Origin of the sequence: Mycobacterium sp. ITM-2016-00316 (assembly GCF_002968335.2) — a bacterium.
In the GTDB taxonomy this organism is placed as follows: domain Bacteria; phylum Actinomycetota; class Actinomycetes; order Mycobacteriales; family Mycobacteriaceae; genus Mycobacterium.
Window position 1 is genome coordinate 5,162,475 of record NZ_CP134398.1, and the last position, 19,397, is coordinate 5,181,871.

At 67.4% G+C, this 19,397-nt stretch carries 19 protein-coding genes; 6 read left to right on the plus strand and 13 right to left on the minus strand.

Annotated features, from left to right (window positions below; genetic code table 11):
• Nucleotides 1-64 precede the first annotated feature (64 nt).
• Nucleotides 65-793, plus strand: a complete 729-nt coding sequence (locus tag C6A86_RS24975; protein WP_105362356.1) for an LpqN/LpqT family lipoprotein — start codon at nucleotides 65-67, stop codon at nucleotides 791-793.
• Here the strand turns inward: C6A86_RS24975 and C6A86_RS24980 are convergent.
• Nucleotides 790-1,359, minus strand: coding sequence for a hypothetical protein (locus C6A86_RS24980; RefSeq protein ID WP_233212917.1), 570 nt, complete (start codon nucleotides 1,357-1,359; stop codon nucleotides 790-792). The two genes, C6A86_RS24975 and C6A86_RS24980, sit on opposite strands and share 4 nt — an antisense overlap.
• A 7-nt stretch (nucleotides 1,360-1,366) precedes the next feature.
• Entirely contained in the window at nucleotides 1,367-2,527 is a 1,161-nt protein-coding gene (locus tag C6A86_RS24985) for an NADH:flavin oxidoreductase (protein WP_105362350.1), read from the minus strand.
• Nucleotides 2,528-2,555: 28 nt separating this feature from the next.
• Between C6A86_RS24985 and C6A86_RS24990 the strand changes: the two genes are divergently transcribed.
• Complete coding sequence (locus tag C6A86_RS24990; RefSeq protein WP_105362351.1) at nucleotides 2,556-3,530, plus strand: NAD-dependent epimerase/dehydratase family protein; 975 nt, start codon at nucleotides 2,556-2,558, stop codon at nucleotides 3,528-3,530.
• Here the strand turns inward: C6A86_RS24990 and C6A86_RS24995 are convergent.
• On the minus strand, nucleotides 3,516-4,070 hold the full coding sequence (locus tag C6A86_RS24995; RefSeq protein ID WP_105362352.1) for a TetR/AcrR family transcriptional regulator: 555 nt from the start codon (nucleotides 4,068-4,070) through the stop codon (nucleotides 3,516-3,518). The genes C6A86_RS24990 and C6A86_RS24995 overlap by 15 nt on opposite strands.
• A 96-nt stretch (nucleotides 4,071-4,166) precedes the next feature.
• Between C6A86_RS24995 and C6A86_RS25000 the strand changes: the two genes are divergently transcribed.
• Nucleotides 4,167-5,720, plus strand: a complete 1,554-nt coding sequence (locus tag C6A86_RS25000) for a succinic semialdehyde dehydrogenase (protein WP_105362353.1) — start codon at nucleotides 4,167-4,169, stop codon at nucleotides 5,718-5,720.
• Here the strand turns inward: C6A86_RS25000 and C6A86_RS25005 are convergent.
• Together C6A86_RS25005 and C6A86_RS25010 are read right to left on the minus strand one after the other, a co-directional pair.
• Nucleotides 5,717-6,838 (minus strand): nitronate monooxygenase family protein, encoded by a 1,122-nt coding sequence (locus C6A86_RS25005; RefSeq protein WP_105362354.1) that lies wholly within the window; start codon nucleotides 6,836-6,838, stop codon nucleotides 5,717-5,719. The two genes, C6A86_RS25000 and C6A86_RS25005, sit on opposite strands and share 4 nt — an antisense overlap.
• Entirely contained in the window at nucleotides 6,835-8,502 is a 1,668-nt protein-coding gene (locus tag C6A86_RS25010) for an acyl-CoA synthetase (protein WP_105362355.1), read from the minus strand. Before C6A86_RS25010 ends, C6A86_RS25005 begins: the two co-directional genes overlap by 4 nt.
• Nucleotides 8,503-8,570: 68 nt before the next feature.
• On the opposite strand from C6A86_RS25010, the gene C6A86_RS25015 reads away from it, so the two are divergent.
• The gene (locus tag C6A86_RS25015) at nucleotides 8,571-9,371 is read left to right on the plus strand and encodes a crotonase/enoyl-CoA hydratase family protein (protein WP_311100909.1); all 801 of its coding nucleotides are present in this window, start codon (nucleotides 8,571-8,573) and stop codon (nucleotides 9,369-9,371) included.
• Nucleotides 9,372-9,549: 178 nt separating this feature from the next.
• Here C6A86_RS25015 and C6A86_RS25020 read toward each other — a convergent pair whose 3' ends face one another.
• The 5 genes from C6A86_RS25020 to C6A86_RS25040 all read right to left on the minus strand — a co-directional run bounded on the left by C6A86_RS25020 (nucleotide 9,550) and on the right by C6A86_RS25040 (nucleotide 14,714).
• Complete coding sequence (locus C6A86_RS25020; RefSeq protein ID WP_105361414.1) at nucleotides 9,550-10,473, minus strand: TAXI family TRAP transporter solute-binding subunit; 924 nt, start codon at nucleotides 10,471-10,473, stop codon at nucleotides 9,550-9,552.
• A 46-nt stretch (nucleotides 10,474-10,519) separates the two neighbouring features.
• Nucleotides 10,520-11,890: an MFS transporter gene (locus C6A86_RS25025; RefSeq protein WP_311100910.1), complete on the minus strand. Its 1,371-nt coding sequence runs from the start codon at nucleotides 11,888-11,890 to the stop codon at nucleotides 10,520-10,522.
• 125 nt (nucleotides 11,891-12,015) lie between these two features.
• Nucleotides 12,016-13,437: a HAMP domain-containing sensor histidine kinase gene (locus C6A86_RS25030; protein WP_105364003.1), complete on the minus strand. Its 1,422-nt coding sequence runs from the start codon at nucleotides 13,435-13,437 to the stop codon at nucleotides 12,016-12,018.
• Nucleotide 13,438: 1 nt separating this feature from the next.
• Nucleotides 13,439-14,101 carry a response regulator transcription factor gene (locus C6A86_RS25035; protein WP_105364002.1) on the minus strand — a complete coding sequence of 221 codons (663 nt, stop codon included), beginning with the start codon at nucleotides 14,099-14,101 and terminating at the stop codon, nucleotides 13,439-13,441.
• Between the two features lie 28 nt (nucleotides 14,102-14,129).
• Nucleotides 14,130-14,714, minus strand: coding sequence for an FMN-dependent NADH-azoreductase (locus C6A86_RS25040; RefSeq protein WP_105364001.1), 585 nt, complete (start codon nucleotides 14,712-14,714; stop codon nucleotides 14,130-14,132).
• Between the two features lie 83 nt (nucleotides 14,715-14,797).
• On the opposite strand from C6A86_RS25040, the gene C6A86_RS25045 reads away from it, so the two are divergent.
• A complete protein-coding gene (locus C6A86_RS25045) occupies nucleotides 14,798-15,283 on the plus strand; it encodes a MarR family winged helix-turn-helix transcriptional regulator (RefSeq protein ID WP_105364000.1) in 486 nt (161 codons plus the stop codon).
• Here C6A86_RS25045 and C6A86_RS25050 read toward each other — a convergent pair.
• From C6A86_RS25050 to C6A86_RS25060, 3 genes are all read right to left on the minus strand, one after another.
• Nucleotides 15,280-16,506: a cytochrome P450 gene (locus tag C6A86_RS25050; RefSeq protein ID WP_105363999.1), complete on the minus strand. Its 1,227-nt coding sequence runs from the start codon at nucleotides 16,504-16,506 to the stop codon at nucleotides 15,280-15,282. The genes C6A86_RS25045 and C6A86_RS25050 overlap by 4 nt on opposite strands.
• Nucleotides 16,503-17,183, minus strand: coding sequence for an acetoacetate decarboxylase family protein (locus tag C6A86_RS25055; RefSeq protein ID WP_105364007.1), 681 nt, complete (start codon nucleotides 17,181-17,183; stop codon nucleotides 16,503-16,505). The genes C6A86_RS25050 and C6A86_RS25055 overlap by 4 nt, the downstream gene beginning before the upstream one ends.
• 105 nt (nucleotides 17,184-17,288) lie before the next feature.
• Nucleotides 17,289-18,320 (minus strand): LLM class F420-dependent oxidoreductase, encoded by a 1,032-nt coding sequence (locus tag C6A86_RS25060; RefSeq protein ID WP_105363998.1) that lies wholly within the window; start codon nucleotides 18,318-18,320, stop codon nucleotides 17,289-17,291.
• A gap of 59 nt (nucleotides 18,321-18,379) precedes the next feature.
• On the opposite strand from C6A86_RS25060, the gene C6A86_RS25065 reads away from it, so the two are divergent.
• Nucleotides 18,380-19,390 (plus strand): Zn-ribbon domain-containing OB-fold protein, encoded by a 1,011-nt coding sequence (locus tag C6A86_RS25065; RefSeq protein WP_105363997.1) that lies wholly within the window; start codon nucleotides 18,380-18,382, stop codon nucleotides 19,388-19,390.
• The last annotated feature ends 7 nt before the right edge of the window (nucleotides 19,391-19,397 follow it).

Sequence of the window (19,397 nt, forward strand, 5' to 3'; positions counted from 1 at the left end):
TTCCGGACGAATGATCATGGCAAGTGTTTGCCATCAACAAGACTTTCACAACGAGGGGTTCATGATGAAGACATCTGCAGTTGCCGGTGTTGCAGCAATAGCCACCACATTGGGCTTGATCCTGTCCGGTTGCGGCTCGGATACCAAGACCACCGAGGGGTCCGCCAAGACCAGCGCCGCGGAGTCTTCGGAAGAATCGACGAGCGAATCCGCGCCGGAGACAACGAAGCCCAAGGTCGCCCCGCGCGACGAGGTCACCGAGGGATCCGGGCCGAACGAGACGATCGCCAGCTACATCCAGGAGAACGGCATCCAGGAAACCCCGGTCCAGCGTGGCGATCCGGGGTCGCCGACCATCGACCTGCCCTTCCCCGACGGGTGGGAGGATGCCGGTTCCGATACGCCCGAATGGGCCTATGGCGCAATCGTCTACACCGGCCCCGAGGCCGCCGAGTACACGCCGAGCATCGTCGCGATCGTCTCCAAGCTGACCGGCAACGTCGATCCGCAGCGGATCATCGATCTGGCCGGTGGCGAGTTGCAGAACCTGCCGGACTACGAAGGCTGGAACGAGGGCGCGGTCAGCACCCTCGGTGAGTATCCGGCCTTCCAGCTCGGTGGCACCTGGATCCAGGACGGTCTGACCAAGATCGTGGCGCAGAAGACGGTGGTGATCCCGGGCGCCGACGGCCTCTATGTCCTGCAGCTCAACGCGGACGGCACCGAGGATCAGGCCGATATCGTCGGCGCGGCAACCGATATCATCGACTCCGAGACGGTCATCACGCCCTAATCCTGCCCATGCAGGAACGGCCCGAGCCACAGCTGTGGACGATGCCGGCGCACCGCAGCTTCCACGCGGGCGCCGGCATCGCTGTACGGGGACACCGTGTAGCGGAAGCAGCCAGCCGACAGTCCTGGTGCCGGGGCGGGGATCTCCTGCCAGTCACCACGTAGCCGCGGATGACGTGCGGCGTGGGTCGCATCGATCAGGTAGATCTCCAGTCCCGCCATCGTGGTGGTCTGCAGACCGCGAAAGGTTCCCGCGTACGATCCGAATCCCACACCGGCGATCTCATGCCATCCGATGGTGTCCGTCGTGGCGCCGTCGAAGGGGTGGATACCGGCGGCATCCACCGTCAGGCCCATGCCGCGCACCGTCTTCGGGACTCGCCAGGCCACCCAGAGGAACGGCACGGCCAGTACCGCCACCCCTGCCCAACGCAGCGCGAGGTCCGTCCCCTGGTAGGACCCGAGGAGCAGATAGGCCAGCGGGACCATCCACAACGTGGCGGTCACCGCCAGGATGCCCGCGGCCAGCGCGGGGGTCCACCGCACCACAACGATCCGTTCGGCCACCCGGTGATTATCGGATGACGCAGCGGGTTCCGCTATAGACCGTCGGCATGCATTTCATGCAGTGCACGCACAGTCCGGCGGTCGCGGTCTCGTCCCGGAACCGGTTGACCAGTCCGGGATCCCGCAACAGCGCACGGGCCATCGCCACGAAGCCGAAGCCCTCCGCCAGGGCGCCGTGCACGGTGTCCAGCTCGTTGATACCGCCCAGCAGGATCAGCGGCATGTCCAGTGCCTCGCGGAACTGGCGGGCCTGCGGCAGGAAGAAGGCCTCCTCGAACGGGTACTCGCGGAACAGTCGCCTGCCGATGACCCGTAGCCCGACCCCGACCGGCGCCGGTTGGGAGGCGATGAACTCGGCCATGGGCACCGGTCCGCGGAAGTAGTACATCGGGTTGAGCAGCGAACTGCCCCCGGTGAGTTGCAACGCGTCGAGGTGCCCATCGGACTGCAGCAGCCGGGCGGTCGGCACGCTGTCGGTGAGCCAGAAGCCCCCGCGCACACCGTCGTCCATGTTGAATTTGGCTGTCACGGCGACGGATTCGCCCGCGCAGGCCCGTACCCGCTCGGCCACCCGACGGGCCAACTCGGCGCGTCGGGCAGTGTCCCCGCCGAATTCGTCGGTGCGGCGATTGAGGTTCGGGCTGAAGAACGAACTGAGGAGATAGCCGTGACCCATGTGGATCTCGATGGCATCGAACCCGGCCTCGACCGCATGGCGGGCCGCGGCGCCGAACTCCTCGACCACGGCCTCGAGCTGGGCGGCGGTGGCGGCCTTGACCCGGCCCATCGCGGGAGCGCTGAACCGGGTGCTCGGCGCCAGCGACGGGGTGCGGTTGGACAGCGTATTGGCGACCAGCCCGGCATGCCCGATCTGAGCACATGCCAAAGCACCTTCGGCGTGCACCACGTCGGTCAGTCGGCGCAGCGCCGGCACCTGGGCGGCATCCAGCACGATGGTGTCGCGGTGCACCCGACCTCCCGGTGAGATCGCCAGATAGGCAACGGTGGTCATCGCCGCACCGCCGCGCGCCACACCGGCGTGGAACTCGATGAGCGCGTCACTGACCTGGCCACGGGCCATCACACCCTCGAAGGTCGCGGCTTTGACGAACCTGTTTTTCAGCAACAGCGGACCCAGAGTCCCCGGCGCGAATGCTTTCGATACCATTGGCATCGAAATATAGCAGGAGGGCCACATGCGCATCGCGATCACCGGGGGCACCGGCTATCTGGGCGCCCACACCGTCCGCGGCCTGCTCGAAGCCGGGCATCAGATCCGGCTGCTCGTCGCCCCGGGTTGCGCCGACGCCCCGGTGATCCCACACCTCGCCGCGCTCGGCGACGTGGACGTCCTGCACGGCGACATCCGGGCGGACGGCACAGTCGCACGCCTGCTGGACGGGTGCGATGCCGTCATCCATGCCGCCGGGGTGGTCGGCACCGACCGCCGGCGTGAGGCCCTGATGTGGGACATCAACGCCCACGCCACCGAGGCGGTGCTGACGCATGCCGTGGCGGCCGGGCTGGATCCGGTCGTCTCGGTGAGCAGCTACAGCGCACTCTTCCCACCACCGGATGGCGTGATCACCGCCGACACACCCACCGCACCGGGACGCAGCCCGTACGCCCAGACCAAGGCCTATGCCGACCGGGTCGCGCGGCGGCTGCAGGAACGCGGCGCACCGGTGGTCGTCACCTACCCGTCCAGCGTTGTCGGCCCCGCCTTCTGGACCGCCGCCGGGGTGACCGAACGCGGCTGGGGCCCGATGGTGCGGGCCGGTGCCGCACCGCGCATGCCCGGCGGCATGCAGATGATCGACGTGCGCGACGTCGCCGAGGTGCACGCCGCGCTGATGTGTGCAGGACGCGGACCCCGGCGCTATGTATGCGGTGGCGTCATGCTGACGTTCGACGCGATGGTCGACGCGCTCGAGCGGGGATCGGGCCGCCGCATTCGGCGAATACCGCTTTCCCCCAGACTTTTTCGAGGCATCGGCTGGATCGCCGATCAATGCAGCCGCGTCGTGCCGCTCGGCGACGGTCTCAGCCACGAGGCGGCGACGCTGCTGACCGCGGCGACCCCGACCGATGACGGGCACACGCTCACCGATCTCGGCCTGGCCGGCTGGCGTTCACCACAGCGCGCGATCATCGACTCATTTGGGCGGTGAGGCGCCCAGGGCGGTGCACAGCATCTGCACCAGCCGGTCCTGCAGCACCGGCGCGTCATCGTCGACGGCGACGGTGGTGACGAACAACGCCGCCCCCGCCGCCATGGCCAGCGCCGCGCGCGCATCCACCTCGGCGCCGTAGCCCTGTGCGGCAAAGAGCTCGATCGCCGGTCCGCTGAACCCGTCCCACAGCGCCCTACGCATCTCATCGTCCTCCCGCAGCGCCAGCAACAGACCGGGCACCGCCGCCCTGACATCGGGGCGACCGAACAACAGGTGACTGCCGCGCACCACCCATTCGATCCACCCCGCCAGGTCGGTGCCCGAGAACGGCGACATATCGGGGGTCTCGCCGAGAATCGCGTGCAGTACCAGTTCGGCCTTGGAGGACCAGCGCCGATTCAGGCTTGCCCGCCCGACCCCGGCGCGGGTGGCCACCAACCGCACGCTCAGATCGTCCCAACCGACCTCGACCAGCAGTTCCCGCGTCACGGCCAGCACGCGCTCATCGATGGAGGCGTCCCGTGGCCGTCCCGTCATGCCCCAGATTCAACCGCATCGGCCTTGGCCGGAACCGCCGGTACCAGGTATGTTGGGCGCCACCAGCAAGTTACTCACCAGTAGGGAGAGTTTGCCATGCCCGCTCCGTCCGCCACCGACTTCGCCCGCCTCCGGGCGTTGTGCGCCATCGAGGACATCGACGCCCGCCAATCCCGGCATATCTACGAGGTGTTCACCGGCAGGGAACTCACCACCATTCCGGTCGGCACCACCGAGGATGTCTCCGCCGCGTTCGCGAAGGCCCGTGCGGCACAGGTTGGCTGGGCCGCCCGCCCGGCGCGCGAGCGCGCCGCCATCATGGAGCGCTTCCGCAGCCTGGTCATCGAGCACCGCGACTTCCTGATGGACGTGGCGCAGGCCGAGACCGGGAAGGCGCGGGCGGCCGCCCAGGAGGAGATCCTCGACATCATGCTCAACGCGCGCTACTACGCGCGTGAGGCGAACAGGCTGCTGGCCCCCAAGCGTGTTCAGGGCCTGTTGCCCGGCCTGGTCAAGACCGTCGTCAACCACTGGCCCAAGGGTGTCATCGGTGTCATCTCGCCGTGGAACTATCCGATGGCGCTGTCGATCTCGGACTCCATACCGGCGCTGCTGGCCGGCAACGCGGTGGTGGTCAAGCCCGACAGCCAAACCCCGTACTGCACGCTGGCCAATGCCGAATTGCTCTATGCCGCAGGCGTTCCCCGCGAGGTCTTCGCGGTGGTACCCGGGCCGGGCTCGGTGGTGGGCACTGCCATCGTGGAGCACTGTGACTACCTGATGTTCACCGGTTCCACGGCCACCGGGCGCACCCTGGCCGAACAGTGCGGACGTCGCCTCATCGGTTTCTCCGCCGAACTGGGCGGCAAGAACCCGATGATCGTCACCAAGGACGCGAACATCGACGTGGCCGCCAAGGCCGCCACCCGGGCCTGTTTCTCCAACGCCGGGCAGCTCTGCATCTCCATCGAACGCATCTACGTCGAACGCGAGGTCGCCGACGAGTTCACCGCCAAGTTCGGCGACCGGGTCCGGAACATGCGTCTGTCCACGGCCTACGACTTCACCGGCGATATGGGCAGCCTGATGTCCGAGGACCAGGTCAAGACCATGTCGAACCATGTCGATGATGCAAAGGTCAAGGGCGCCAAAGTGATCGCCGGCGGCAATGCCCGTCCCGACCTCGGCCCGCTGTTCTACGAGCCCACCGTGCTCACCGAGGTGACCGACGAGATGGAATGCGGGCGCAACGAGACCTTCGGTCCGCTGGTCTCGATCTATCCGGTGGCCGATGTCGAGGAGGCCATCGAGCGGGCCAACGACACCGAATACGGGCTGAATGCCAGTGTCTGGGCGGGCAGCAAGGCCGAGGGCGAGGCGATCGCCGCGCGACTGCAGGCCGGCACCGTCAACGTCGACGAGGGGTACGCCCTGGCGTTCGGCAGCACCGCCGCCCCGATGGGCGGGATGAAGGCCTCCGGCGTCGGCCGCAGGCACGGCGCGGACGGAATACTCAAGTACACCGAATCCCAAACCGTCTCCACCGCGCGGGTGATCAACCTCGATGCCCCGCTGGGGATCTCACAGACGCTGTGGCAGAAGGCGCTGAACCCGATGATCCAGCTGGTGCAGAAGCTGCCCGGGCGCTAGCTTTCGGCGATCCCGTCGAGGCGCTTGGTGGCCTCCTCGAATCCGCTGACCAGTTCACCGATGATGTCGGCGACGGGCCGGATCTCGTTCATCCGGCCCACGATCTGACCGACCGGCATCGCGACGGCGGTCGGATCCGACGATTCGTTCATCCGCTGATGGGCCTCGCTGACGAGGATGTTCTGCAGCGGCATCGGCAGCGGGTCGGGTGCGTTCTCGGCATCCCAGGCGTCGGTCCAGCGGCTCTTGAGCAGCCGGGCCGGCTTGCCGGTGTAGATCTTGCGGCGCACCGTGTCGCTGGAGGTGGCATCGAGCATGGCCTGCTGGATGGTCGACACCCCGGAGTCCTGCCGCACGCCGAGGTCGTACTCGGCGGAGGTCAGGAACGCCGAGCCCATCCAGACGCCCTGTGCCCCCAGCGCCAGCGCCGCGGCCACCTGACGCCCGGTGCCGATACCGCCGGCCGCGAGCACCGGGGCCTTGCCGTCGAGCGCGTCGACGATCTCGGGCCACAACACCATCGACCCGATCTCACCGGTGTGCCCGCCGGCCTCGTGACCCTGGGCGACGACGATGTCCACGCCGTTCTCGGCATGGCGCAGAGCGTGTTTGGCGCTGCCGGCCAGTGCGGCCACCGGCACGCCGGCGGCGTGAGCCTGGTCGATGACGTCCTTGGGCGGCGAGCCCAGTGCGTTGGCGATCAGCTTGATCGGATGCTTGAGGGCCACATCGACGTGGCTGCGGGCCACCGAATGCAGCCAGCCCAGCACGCCCTCGGACTTCTCCTCATCCTCGGGCAGCGGGGGCACGCCGAGGTCGGCGAGCGTCTTGGCCACGAAATCGCGGTGGGTCTGCGGGATCAGCTTGTTGATGTCCACGCTGGTGCCCTCGGTGGGCACCTTGGCCGGCATCACGATGTCCACGCCGTAGGGCTTGCCGTCGGTATTGGCGTCCATCCACTGCAGGACGTTCTCCAGATCGTCGGCATCGTTGAACCGCACACAGCCCAACACGCCGAGACCGCCGGCCTTGCTCACCGCGGCGGCCACCTTCTCCGACGGGGTGAAGACGAAGATCGGGTATTCGATCCCGAACCGCTCACACAGTTCGGTTCTCATGATGCGGCTCCCGCCTGGCTGGCCTGTCCGTGCTTTGAATGAACTTCGTCGGCCGGGCGTTCCTCGGTGGTGTCCTTGGCCCACCGGTAGTCCGGCTTGCCCGCGGGTGACCGCTTCACCTCGTCGACCAACCAAAGACTGCGCGGCACTTTGTATCCCGCGATCTCGCTGCGCACGAACGCATCCAGGTCGGCCAGCGTCGGCCGGGTCCCCTCGCGCGCCTGCACGACGGCCGCGACGTGCTGGCCGAACCGTTCGTCGGGCACGCCGACCACGAGCGCGTCGAACACATCGGGATGACCCTTGAGCGCGGCCTCGACCTCTTCGGGGTAGATCTTCTCGCCGCCGCTGTTGATCGACACCGAGCCTCGTCCCAGCATCGTCACGCTGCCGTCGGCTTCGACCTCGGCGTAGTCGCCCGGAATCGCGTAGCGCACACCGTTGTACGTGCGGAACGTCTCGGCGGTCTTCTTCTCGTCCTTGAAGTAGCCGACCGGGATGTGGCCGCTCTTGGCGATGATGCCGCGCACGCCCGAGCCCGGCACGACCTCGTTACCGTCCTCGTCGAGCACCTTGGTGTTCTTGTCGATGGTGACCCGGGGACCGCCGGTGTGCGACTGCCCCTTGGCCACGATGCTGGTCCCACCGAAGCCGGTCTCCGACGATCCGATCGAGTCGGTGATGACACGGTTGGGCAGCAGCTCGAGGAACTTCTCCTTCAGGCTGGTGGAGAACAGCGCCGCCGTGCTGGCCAGCAGGAACAGCGACGACAGGTCGTACGTGTTGCCCTCATCCTGGTGCGCGAGCAGGGCATCGAGCAGCGGGCGCGCCATCGCGTCGCCGGTGAAGAAGAGCAGATTGACCTTGTGGTCGTGGATCAGACGCCACACCTGGTCGGCGTCGAACTCCGGTGTCAGTACCACGGTCTGACCGGAGAACAGCGCCATCCAGGTGGCCGACTGGGTGGCGCCGTGGATCATCGGCGGGATGGGCAGCCGCACCATGGGCGCGTTGGCCGCGGCCTGCTTGGACAGGTCGTACTCGTCGGCGATGGGCTCGCCGGTGGCGAAGTCGGTGCCACCGAACAGCACCCGGTAGATGTCCTCGTGGCGCCACATCACGCCCTTGGGGAAGCCGGTGGTGCCGCCGGTGTAGAGCAGGTAGATGTCGTCTTCGCTGCGCGGGCCGAAATCGCGTTCCGGCGAGCCCTGGGCCAGTGCGGCCTCGAACTCGACTCCGCCGTAGCGCTGGTAGTCGTCGTCGGACCCGTCCTCGACGACCAGTACGGTCTTGACGTTCGGTGTCTCGGGCAGCACGTTGGCGACCCGGTCCGCGTAACGGCGCTCGTGGATCAGCGCGACCATGTCGGAGTTGTCGAAGAGGTACTTGAGTTCGCCCTCGACATAGCGGAAGTTGACGTTGACCAGGATCGCCCCGGCCTTGACGATGCCGAGCATCCCGATCACGATCTCGATCCGGTTGCGGCAGTACAGGCCGACCTTGTCGTCCTTCTTCACGCCCTGGTCCTGCAGGTAGTGGGCCAGGCGATTGGCCTTGTCCTCCAGCTGGGCGTAGGTCAGTTGTTCGTCACCACATATCAGGGCGACGCGGTCCGGGACGGCGTCGATTGAGTGCTCGGCGAGATCGGCGATGTTCAGGGCCATGTCCCTAAACTAGAACGTGTTACATTTCGAGACAAGTCCGGGTCACGAACGCAAGGAGGCGGACGCCCATGAGCGAAGCAAACGGAACCCCCGACGCCCTCATTGAGCAGCGCGGACACACGCTGATCGTGACCTTGAACCGGCCGGAGGCACGCAACGCGCTGTCCACCGAGATGCTCTCGATAATGGTCGAGGCCTGGGATCGGGTGGACAGCGATCCGGAGATCCGGACCTGCATCCTGACCGGTGCCGGCGGCTACTTCTGCGCGGGCATGGATCTCAAGGGCGCCACCAAGAAGCCGCCGGGCGACTCCTTCAAGGACGGTAGCTACGACCCGTCACGCATCGACGGTCTGCTGAAGGGCCGTCGTCTGACCAAGCCGCTCATCGCCGCGGTCGAAGGGCCTGCCATTGCCGGCGGTACCGAAATCCTGCAGGGCACCGATATCCGGGTCGCCGGCGAGAGCGCGAAGTTCGGCATCTCCGAGGCCAAGTGGAGCCTGTACCCGATGGGCGGCTCCGCGGTACGCCTGGTGCGCCAGATTCCGTACACCATCGCCTGCGACATGCTGTTGACCGGCCGCCACATCACCGCGGCCCAGGCCCTGGAGTACGGGCTGATCGGTCACGTGGTGCCCGACGGCACCGCACTGGACAAGGCCCTGGATATCGCCGAGATCATCAACAACAACGGACCGCTGGCCGTGCAGGCGATCCTGAAGACCATCCGCGAGACCGAGGGCATGCATGAGCTCGACGCCTTCAAACCCGATACCGCCAACGGCATCCCGGTGTTCCTCAGCGATGACGCCAAGGAAGGTCCGCTGGCCTTCAAGGAGAAGCGCGCCCCCAACTTCCAGATGAAGTAGGGCTCCCTTGGTACGTGGCTTCAGTCAGCACAGCCCGCGGCCTCGCCTGGCTGAACTCACGTAGCTCCCGGCACCGATTCACCTACCCGGTCTCAGCCGAAACCCAGTCGAGTAGCGCGCGGCTGAAGCCAGGGAGATTTCGGTCTCCGGCGGACCGCTCCGCGGCAGCACCGTGGACTCAGCCGTGCCGGCGCCGATACTCCGCGGCAGCGCCGGGGTGCAGCGCGATGGTGCCGGTCTGGATCAACGATTGCGCATCGAGAAACTGGCTTCCGATCGCCTGCGCCGGTACCAGCGCGGACGGGTCATCCAGGAGTAGGTCCACCATGGCAGCGGCCACTGGATCAGCGAGGTCCCGGCTCGCCAGGAGCAGGTTGGCCACGCCCAAGGTGATCACCGCGGGGTGGCGTCCATAGACGTTGGCGGGCACGGACACTGGTTCGTAGATTGTTCCGTACGTCCGCCGCAACGCATCGACCGCGGCCGCCAGGTCCAGCAGTCGGATATCGACGGCGGCCTCCGCGAGAGCGGGTGTGGGCAGTCCGCCCGCCCACATGACCGCGTCCACCGTGCCGGCGCCCAGAGCTGCCGCGGCATCACGCATCGGTTGCCGTACCCGGCGCACGGCATCCGGGCCGGGCAGGCCGGCGGCAGCGAGCACCCGCTCGGACAAGGTGGTCGCCCCCGAACCCGGAGCCCCGACACTCACGATGCGGTCCGCCAGTTCCACCGGCGATGTGATGGTGGAGTCGTGGCGCACGGCCACCTGGAAGTAGTTCTCGTACACGCGGCCGACCGCTGTGAGGTCGGCCGCCGCAGGGTGGTCCTGCGCGGTGTCACTGAGGCTCATCGCCAGGTCGGCCCGTCCCGAGCGGAGCATCTCCAGGTTTTCCGCCGAGCCGCCGCTGCGCAATGGCTCCAGCCGGGCCCCTCCGGCACGGTCCGCTGCCGCGGCCAGCAGGCCCGAGAACTCCCAGAAGAAGCCGCCGGGCTCGCCGGCCGCCAGCCGTACCGGCGGCCGGTCACCGGTGCCGCACGAGGAAACCGCCAGGCCCGCCATCAGCGTCGCGATGCCCTGCAGCGCAGACCGACGGTCCAGCACCGGGGGCCCCGACGACGCAGACGACACAATCCGTCAGCGTAGAACGTCAGATGAACGCGCGACCCTGTTCACGGTCCAGCGGTGTCTCGGACTTGTTTTTCAGCACGAACACATAGACCACGAGCGACACCGCGACCACCACCGTGACGTAGCCGATGAACCACGGGACGTGGCCACCCTCCTTGGCCGCCTGATAGATCAGCGGAGCGGTACCGCCGAACGCGGAGTTGGCCAGGGCGTAACCCAGACCCACGCCCAGCGCGCGAATGTGCGACGGGAACAGCTCGGCTTTCACGATCGCATTGATCGAGGTGTACCCGGTCAAGATGACGTAACCGACGCACACGAGCGTGAGGGAGGCTGCCACCGAAGTGGTTCGGGGCAGATAGGTGATCAACACGTAGGTGTAGAACAGTGCTCCGACGCCGAAGAACACCAGCACGGGCTTGCGGCCCACCTTGTCGCTGATCATCCCGCCGATCGGCTGGATGACCATGAGGAACGTCAGACCGACCAAGTTGATCCACGTCGCCGTCATGCCGTGGTCCTCGTAGGCCGACTTGACGATCGCCGGCGCGTTGACGCTGTAGGTGTAGAACGCGATGGTGCCGCCGATGGTGACCAGGAAACAGGTCAACAGCGCCCGCCCGTGCCCGGTCACCAGCTCGCGGATCGACCCCGAACCGTGGTCCTCGCCGCGTCGCACCGCGTCGAGCTGCTCGGTGGTGAGCGACTCGTCCATGCTGCGGCGCAACCAGAAGACCACCACAGCGGCAACCCCACCGATGAAGAACGCGATGCGCCAACCGAATTCCGCAATCTGCTCGCGTTCCAGGAACGTCTGCATGATCAGCAGCGTCAGCTGCGCGAGCACGTGCCCGCCGACGAGCGTGACGTACTGGAACGACGAGAAGAACCCGCGCCGCTCCCGGGTGGCCGCCTCGGACATATAGGTCGCGGAGGTCCCGTATTCACCGCCGGTGGCGAAGCCCTGGACCAGCCGGCACATCACCAGGATCACCGCTGCCCACACGCCGATGCTCTCCCGGCCCGGTGTCAGCGCGATCACCAGGGAGCACGCTGCCATCAGCGAGACGCTGAACGTCAGTGCCGTGCGCCGGCCCCGCCGATCGGCGAAGCGGCCGAAGAACCACGAACCGACCGGGCGCATCACGAACGTCACCGCGAAGATCGCGTAGACGTAGAGCGTCGAGTTCTTGTCCGCGGAGTCGAAGAACTGGTTCTCGAAGTACGACGCGAACACCGTGTAGACGTAGACGTCGTACCACTCGACGAGGTTGCCGGACGAGCCGCGCAGCGTGTTGAAGATCGCCCGGCGGGTGGCTGCCGCTGACGACGGAGCCGGCGCCGATCCGGTGCCGTCGCCGGCCGGCTCTCGGGTGGCCGAACTGGTCATAGCTGTTCCCTCCTGATCCGCGACGCACCGGCGCGGGCTACAGCGTCGCCGACGTCGTCGTCGCCCCCACTGTGAAGGCTGTCACAGCCACTTCGGAAGGCGTCGACGGCAGTCCTAACACTCCCTTAGGACGAATTCTGCGTGCCGTCGGCGCCGGGCAATCGCACCTCGACACGCAACCCCCCGGTCGGCACCGCGCTGACGCGAAGCGATCCACCGGCGCGTTCGGTGAGGGCGCGGGCGATGGCCAGACCGAGACCGGTGCCCTGACCGACCGTGTTGGCGGCGCGGAAAAAACGGGTCGCGACCATCGGGAGATCCTGCGCCGATACGCCGCGGCCATCGTCCTGAACCCAGAGGATCACCTCATCGCCGACGTGGCGGGCAACGACCTCGGCGCGCGCGCCCGCTCCGCTGTACTTCGCCACGTTGCTCAGCGCGATGTCCAGGATCCCGGTGAGGTCACGCGCAGGAAGGGCCGCGCCGACGTCGGCGGGTGCATCGGTGACGACGGTGACGCCTGCATCGGCCAGCGCGGCGGACCAGAACTCGACGCGTTCGATGATCGCGGCACCGACGTCCGTGGAGACCGGTGCATCGTCGGCGTCGGGACGGCTCTCGGCGGTGGCCAGGGCGAGCAGGTCGGTGACGATGCTCGTCAGACGGTCGACCTCCACGGTCGCCTTCTGGTGCGCGGCCACCGACGATTCGGGCAGCCCCATGCCCAGCATGTCGAGCCGCATGCGCAACGCGGCGAGCGGGTTGCGCAGGGCGTGGGCCGAGTCGGCGACCAGCCGGCGCTGCGCGTCGGCGGCCGCATCGACGTCGCGGGCCATCGCGTCGAAGGCGGCTGCGAGTTGGCGCACCTCGTACGGGCCTGCGTAGCGACCAGTGGGCGGTTCCTCGACGCCGGCGACGGGATCGGCCGCTGCCCGGTCGCGCACCCGGCGTCGCAGCGACGCCGCCCGGTCGGCCAGGTCGGTCACCGGCCGCACTGTCCAGCGCGACAGCGCAACGGCGATGGCCGACGCGATGCACAGCAACGCCACCGCACCTGCGGCGATCAGCGCCCACACGCGCATGACCTCACCGCGGGCGGCGGCGGTCGAGGCGGCCAGCACCACGGCGCCGTCCACCTGCGTGCCGGTGCCGACCGGGACTGCGACCAGCAGCCGGCGCGGCGACCATGGCATCACGGTGTCAGGAGCGCGGCTGCGCTGGTTGCGCAACGCTTCGGAGACTGCGTCGGCGATCTCACCGGAGATGTCGTCCATGCCGGCTGCGGCGCGCGGTGCTCCGTCCCTGCCGACGATGACCACCGGCTCGCCGTAGAGACTGTGGTAGCGGTCTACCGCCTGCTGCAATTCGAGATCGCGCGAATCATGCTCGCGTGCAGCGAGATCAGCGAAGTAGGAGGCCGCGGCCATCCGGTTCTCACTCAAGCGTTGCATCCGTTCGCGCCCCAGCGTCACCGCCAGCGGCACCGCCAGCCCGACGACGACGATGGTCGAGTAGACGACGAGGACCAGCAGGACGCGCCGCCACATGTCACGAACTCCACCGGTAGCCGTACCCGCGGATGGTCGCGATCGCGTCCGGTCTGCCCAGCTTGGCCCGAAGTGATGTCATGTGGACGTCGAGACTTCTCGAGATCGCCACGTAGGCGTCACCCCAGATCGCGTCCATCAGCTCCTGCCGGCTGACCGCTTGGCCGCGGCGGACCACGAGATACGCCAGGACCTCGAATTCCTTGGGTGCAAGGCCGATCTCGGCACCGCAGATCTCGACCCGCCGGGCACTCAGGTCGACGACGATATCGCCGGCCTCGACCACGTCGGGTTCCGACGTTGCCATGGGAGTGCCTCGGCGGCGGGCGGCCACCTCGATTCGGGCCCGTAGTTCGCCCAGACGTGCGGGCTTCACCACGTAGTCGTCGGCACCTGTGCGCAGCGCACGCACCACGGAGCGTTCGTCATCACGCGCGGTCAACACCACCACCGGGATCTGGCTGACTCCCCGTAGCCGGCGCAGGATGGTCAGCCCATCGTCGTCGGGCAGACCGAGGTCGAGCAGAACGAGGTCGACGTCACGGTGACCGAGCAGCAGGTCGGAACCGCGACGCATCCGCACCGGTGAGTGGCCCACTCCGGCCAGCGCATCGACCAACGCCTCGCCGAGGCCGTCGTCGTCCTCCACCACCGCGATGCGCATCGGGTCCAAGGTACGACACTCGCTCGCCCTACCGCGGCTCCCAGAGCCGGTCGATCTGTTCCTGCCCGTCCGCCAGGCTCTGCGCCGCCAGCCCGCGCAGATCGGCCATCGCAGGATTCGTCTCGGCCATGGTGAGTTCGACGACGACGAAACGCGGCTGCAGCCCGGTCAGGGACACCCCGTGCGCCAGCCAGGTCTGCGCATGATCCCAGCCTTCGCGGGGCGTGCCGGGGCCGTAGCCCCCGCCCCGGGTCTCGACGGCCACCAGGTCGGTGCCGCCGAGCAGGCCCGCACCGGTGTTCTCGTCGATCGAGAGGCCGACCGCGACGATGTGATCGACCCACGCCTTGACGGTGCTCGGCGGGCCGAAGTTGTACAGCGGCAGGCCGAGGATGACGGTGTCGGCCGCCTTGACCTCGTCAATCAGTGTCGCGCTCAGGGTTGCCGAGGTGCGCGGGTCCAGGTGGGGCAGCGGGTCCGCGAAGAGGTCACGGTAGGTCGCCGTTCCGGCCGGGTGGGCGGCGCGCCAGCGATCTGCGGCGCGTGCGGTGAGACGGCGGCTGACCGAACGGTCCTCCTGGACCGACGAGTCGAGGTGAAGCAAGTGCGGCATGGATGATCCCCTACATATAGTTTGTAAAGTACAAATTATCTATACCACGGGATCGATTGGTTCATTCCCGTACTCTTGCCCGAATGAGTGACAGTCCGGTGCACGACCAGTTACTGGGACCGTTACTGGACCTGCTCGCCCGCAGGTTGCGTGGTGCCGCTGAGTCCGAACTCGCCGCGTTCGATCTGCGCCCCCGCCACGTGATCGGACTGACCCTGTTGCGCGACTTCGGCGAACACAGCCAGACCGCACTCGCCGCCAGCCTCGGCATCGATCCGACCAATGTGGTGGCACTGCTCAACGAACTCGAATCGGCCGGGCTGATCGAGCGTCGCCGGTCACCGCAGGACCGCCGACGCCACACCGTCGTGCTGACGCCGGCGGGCGCACAGCGACTAGCCGAGGTCGAGCACGCACTGGCCCGCCTGGAGCATCGACTGTTCGCGGAAATGGACAGCGAGGAACAGACCGCGTTGTACGGACTGCTGCAGCGGGCCGCATCGGCCACTACCGACGCCCACGGGTCACCGGAGCTCGAATGCTCCGGTGCCGCGGATGAGATCTGTTAGGCCCCAACCGGTTTCGTCGGGGTGAACACCACCGGCATGGATTCCAGCCCGCTGACGAAGTTCGCAGGCCGCAGCGGCAGCATGTTCTCGTCGGCCAGCCGCAGGTCCGGCAGCCGCTGCAACACCTTGGTCAGCATGATCTTCAGCTCCAGGCGCGCCAGCTGGTTCCCCATGCAGAAGTGTGTGCCGAAGCCGAAGGCCAGGTGGTTGTTCGGGTTTCGGTCGATCCGGAAGTTCTCCGGGTCACCGAACACCTCCTCGTCGAAGTTCGCGGCCTCGAACATCAACATGATCTTCTCGTCCTTGCGCAACTGAGCGCCGTGGAACTCGGTGTCCGCGGTGAGGGTGCGGCACATGTTCTTCACCGGCGAGGTCCAGCGCAGCATCTCCTCGATCGCCATCGGCAGCTTCTCGGGATCGGCGGTGAGCTGATTCCACTGATCACGGTGGCGCAGAATCTGTTCGGTGCCACCGGAGAGCGTGTGCCGGGTCGTCTCGTCACCGCCGATGAGGATCAGCAGCGTCTCCATGACGATCTCGGCGTCCTCCATCCGGGAGCCCTCGACCTCGGAGTTGACCAGGATCGAGAACAGGTCGTCGGTCGGTTCGGCGCGCCGCTTGCCGATCACGTCCATGGTGAACGCGGTGTAGGCGGCAAAGGTGTCCATCAGCAGCTTGATGGTGTCCTCATCGACGTGCGAGCTCAGCCCGCACACCAGATCATCGGACCACTTGAGCAGCAGGTCCCGCTCCTGGGGTGCCACGCCGAGCATGTCTCCGATCACCGCCATCGGCAGCGGGGCGGCGATATCGCGGACGAAATCGCATTCACCCTTCTCACACACCGCGTCGATCAGGGCGTCACACAGGTTTCCGATCGAGGGCAGCTTGTCCATCACCCGCTTACGGGTGAACCCGGCGTTGACCAGCTTGCGCCGCAACAGATGTGAGGGGTCGTCCATATCGATCATGTACGGCATGCCGGGCTGGTCGGGACGGATCCCCCCGGCGCTGGAGAACAGTTCAGGATTGCGCTCGGCGTCGAGCAGTGCGGCGTGACTGGCCGCGGCGGCCTGCCCGTTACGGTCGCGGAACACCGGTTCGTGAGCACGCATCCACCGGTAGGCCTCGCGCGCGGTGGTGCCGTCGGCGTAGAACCGGCCGTCGGCCAGGTCCACATCGGGCCGCGCTTTCGTTGACGGACCCGCCAGAACCCCAGTCATGCAATCTCCTTGGCATCGCCGAATGTCATCTGTACGTTCTCCGCCGAGCTCGAGACGAGGGCGCGTTTGGGCAATCCGAGCGCGGCCAGCTCGCGTCCGATCGGATGGCCACCGAGCCGCACAGTCACCCCACCGGGCCGGTACCGCACACCCGAAAGCCGCATCTCCCCCGCCGTTTCGCGGGTGACGCCGTCCAGATGCGAGTAGGTCGGATGCACCTGCGGTTTCGACGTGAACGCCGCGGGCACCGCCAACCCCCTGCCGAACTCCATGCTCACCGCGTGCCGGCCGTCGACGCTGACATCGAAGCCGAAGCTATGGCCCGATCGAACAGTGAAGTCCGCCATGACTTTCGGGTATCCCCAGATATGGCGGCCCGCTTCCATGGTGAACGCGCCGTCCACCGGCAGGTGGTGGATGAACGCCGCGGCCTCACCCAGCGCGCGCAGCCCCGAGGCCGTTGATCCCGGCGGGTTCACCATCACGTTGGTGCCGTATTCCAGATACGGCCCGAGGTCCCCGTCGACGTAGTGCATCAACATCAGGATCACCATGGCGCGCCGGCGCCGGTACCGGCACACCTGCAGTCCGCTGTAGTCGATCATCCGCTGCGCGGCGTCGGCGTCGACGGAGAACATGGCCATGTGCTGGGTGGCCCGGCGGATCTGCACGGGCATCGTCACGGTTTCACCCGCGATCACGTATTGCGATGTGGCGTGGGTCACGCGCCCCAATCTAGAGCGCGCAGTAGACACTTTGCAAGGAAGTGTCTAGTCGGCGAACTACACCAGCGCGGCGAGATCCTTGATCTGCTCGCTGGAGCGCGCACCGACGACCATCATCGTCACGCCCGCGGCCTCCCAGGCGACGATCTGTTCCTTGACGTAGTCGAGGTTGCCGACGATTGCCGAGTCATCGACGAGTTCGTCGGGAATGACCTTGGCCGCCTCATCTTTGCGGTCGGTCCTGAACAGCTTCGTCACGTCGTCGACGACCTCGGCGTACCCCATCCGGCGGTACACGTCGGCGTGGAAGTTGGTGTCCTCGGCGCCCATGCCGCCCATATAGAGCGCCAGATGCGGCTTCATGAGCTCCATGATGGCCGGGCGGTCGTCGGTGACGACGACCTGCGCGGTCGCGCAGATCTCGAAGGTTTCGCGGGTGCGGCGCGCGCCGGGGCGGGCGAAACCCTCGTCGAGCCACTCGTTGTACATGCCGGCGATGCGCGGTGAGTAGAAGATCGGCAGCCAGCCGTCGGCGACCTCGGCGGCCAGCGCCACGTTCTTGGGACCCTCGGCGCCCAGCATCACCGGGATGTCGGCGCGCAACGGGTGGGTGATCGGCTTGAGGTTCTTGCCCAGTCCGGTGGTGCCCTCGCCGGTCAGCGGCAGCGGATAGTGCGGGCCGTCGCTGCGCACCGGCGCCTCGCGGGCCCAGACCTGGCGCAGGATGTCGATGTATTCGCGGGTGCGGGCCAGCGGCTTGGGGAACTTCGCGCCGTACCAGCCCTCGACCACCTGCGGCCCGGAGACGCCGAGGCCGACGATGTGCCGCCCGCCGGAGAGATGGTCGAGCGTCAGCGCGGCCATGGCGAGCGCCGTGGGCGTGCGGGCCGAGAGCTGCAGCACCGAGGTGCCCAGCCGCATGCGCGTGGTCTCACGTCCCCACCAGGCCAGCGGGGTGTAGGCATCCGAGCCCCACGCCTCCGCGGTGAAGACGGTGTCGAAGCCCTCGGCTTCGGCCGTGGCGACGAGTTCGGCGTGGTTCTCCGGCGGCTGCGCGCCCCAGTATCCGAGTTGCAAACCGAGCTTCATTCAGGACGCCTCCAGACCCATGGTTGAAACCATTCTTAGAACCTGTTCTACTCGATGCCGTGACCACAGGCCAAAGCAGCCCGGTGCAGATCGACGAGCATGAGCGGCCCCTCTCGGCGCCACTGAAGCTCTCATTCGACTACACCCGTTCAGTCGGACCACTCCTATCCCAGTTCTTCACCGCACTGCGGATGCGACGCATCGTCGGCGTGCGCGGTTCGGACGGCCGGGTGCACGTACCACCCGCTGAGTATGACCCGGTCACTTATGAGGCCCTGACCGAGGTCGTGCCCGTCAGCGCTGTCGGCACCGTGCTGTCGTGGACCTGGCAGCCGGCCCCGCTGGAGGGCCAGCCGCTGGACCGTCCGTTCGCCTGGGCGTTGATCAAACTCGACGGTGCGGACACCCCACTGCTGCACGCGGTGGATGCACCGGAGGGCTCCATCAAGACCGGTGACCGGGTGCATGCGCACTGGGTCGACGAGCCGGTCGGTGCGATCACCGATATCGCCTGCTTCGTGCCCGGCGACCAAGAGGAACCAGTAGAACCATCCTCCGGTTCCGATGACCGCGACCCGGTCACGGTGCAGGTGACACCCAGCTTCATCGAGATCCAGCACACCGCGTCGCTGCCCGAGACCACCTTCCTGAAGGCGCTCGAGGAGGGCAAGCTGCTCGGCGGCCGCACCAGGAGCGGTCGCGACGGCAAGCCCGGCAAGGTCTACTTCCCGCCCAAGGAAGCCGATCCCGCAACCGGTTTGGCGCTCGACGAGTTCCTCGAGCTGCCCGACGTGGGCACGGTCACCACCTTCGCGATCATCAACATCCCGTTCCCCGGGCAGCGCATCAAGCCGCCCTATGTGGCGGCCTATGTGTTGCTCGACGGCGCCGATATTCCGTTCCTGCACCTGGTGGTCGAGATCGACCCGGCCGATGTGCGGATGGGGATGCGCGTGCAGGCCGTGTGGAAGCCCCGCGAGGAGTGGGGCCTGGGCATCGACAACATCGACTACTTCAAGCCCACCGGCGAACCCGACGCCGACTACGACACCTACAAGCACCACCTGTAAAGGGCCC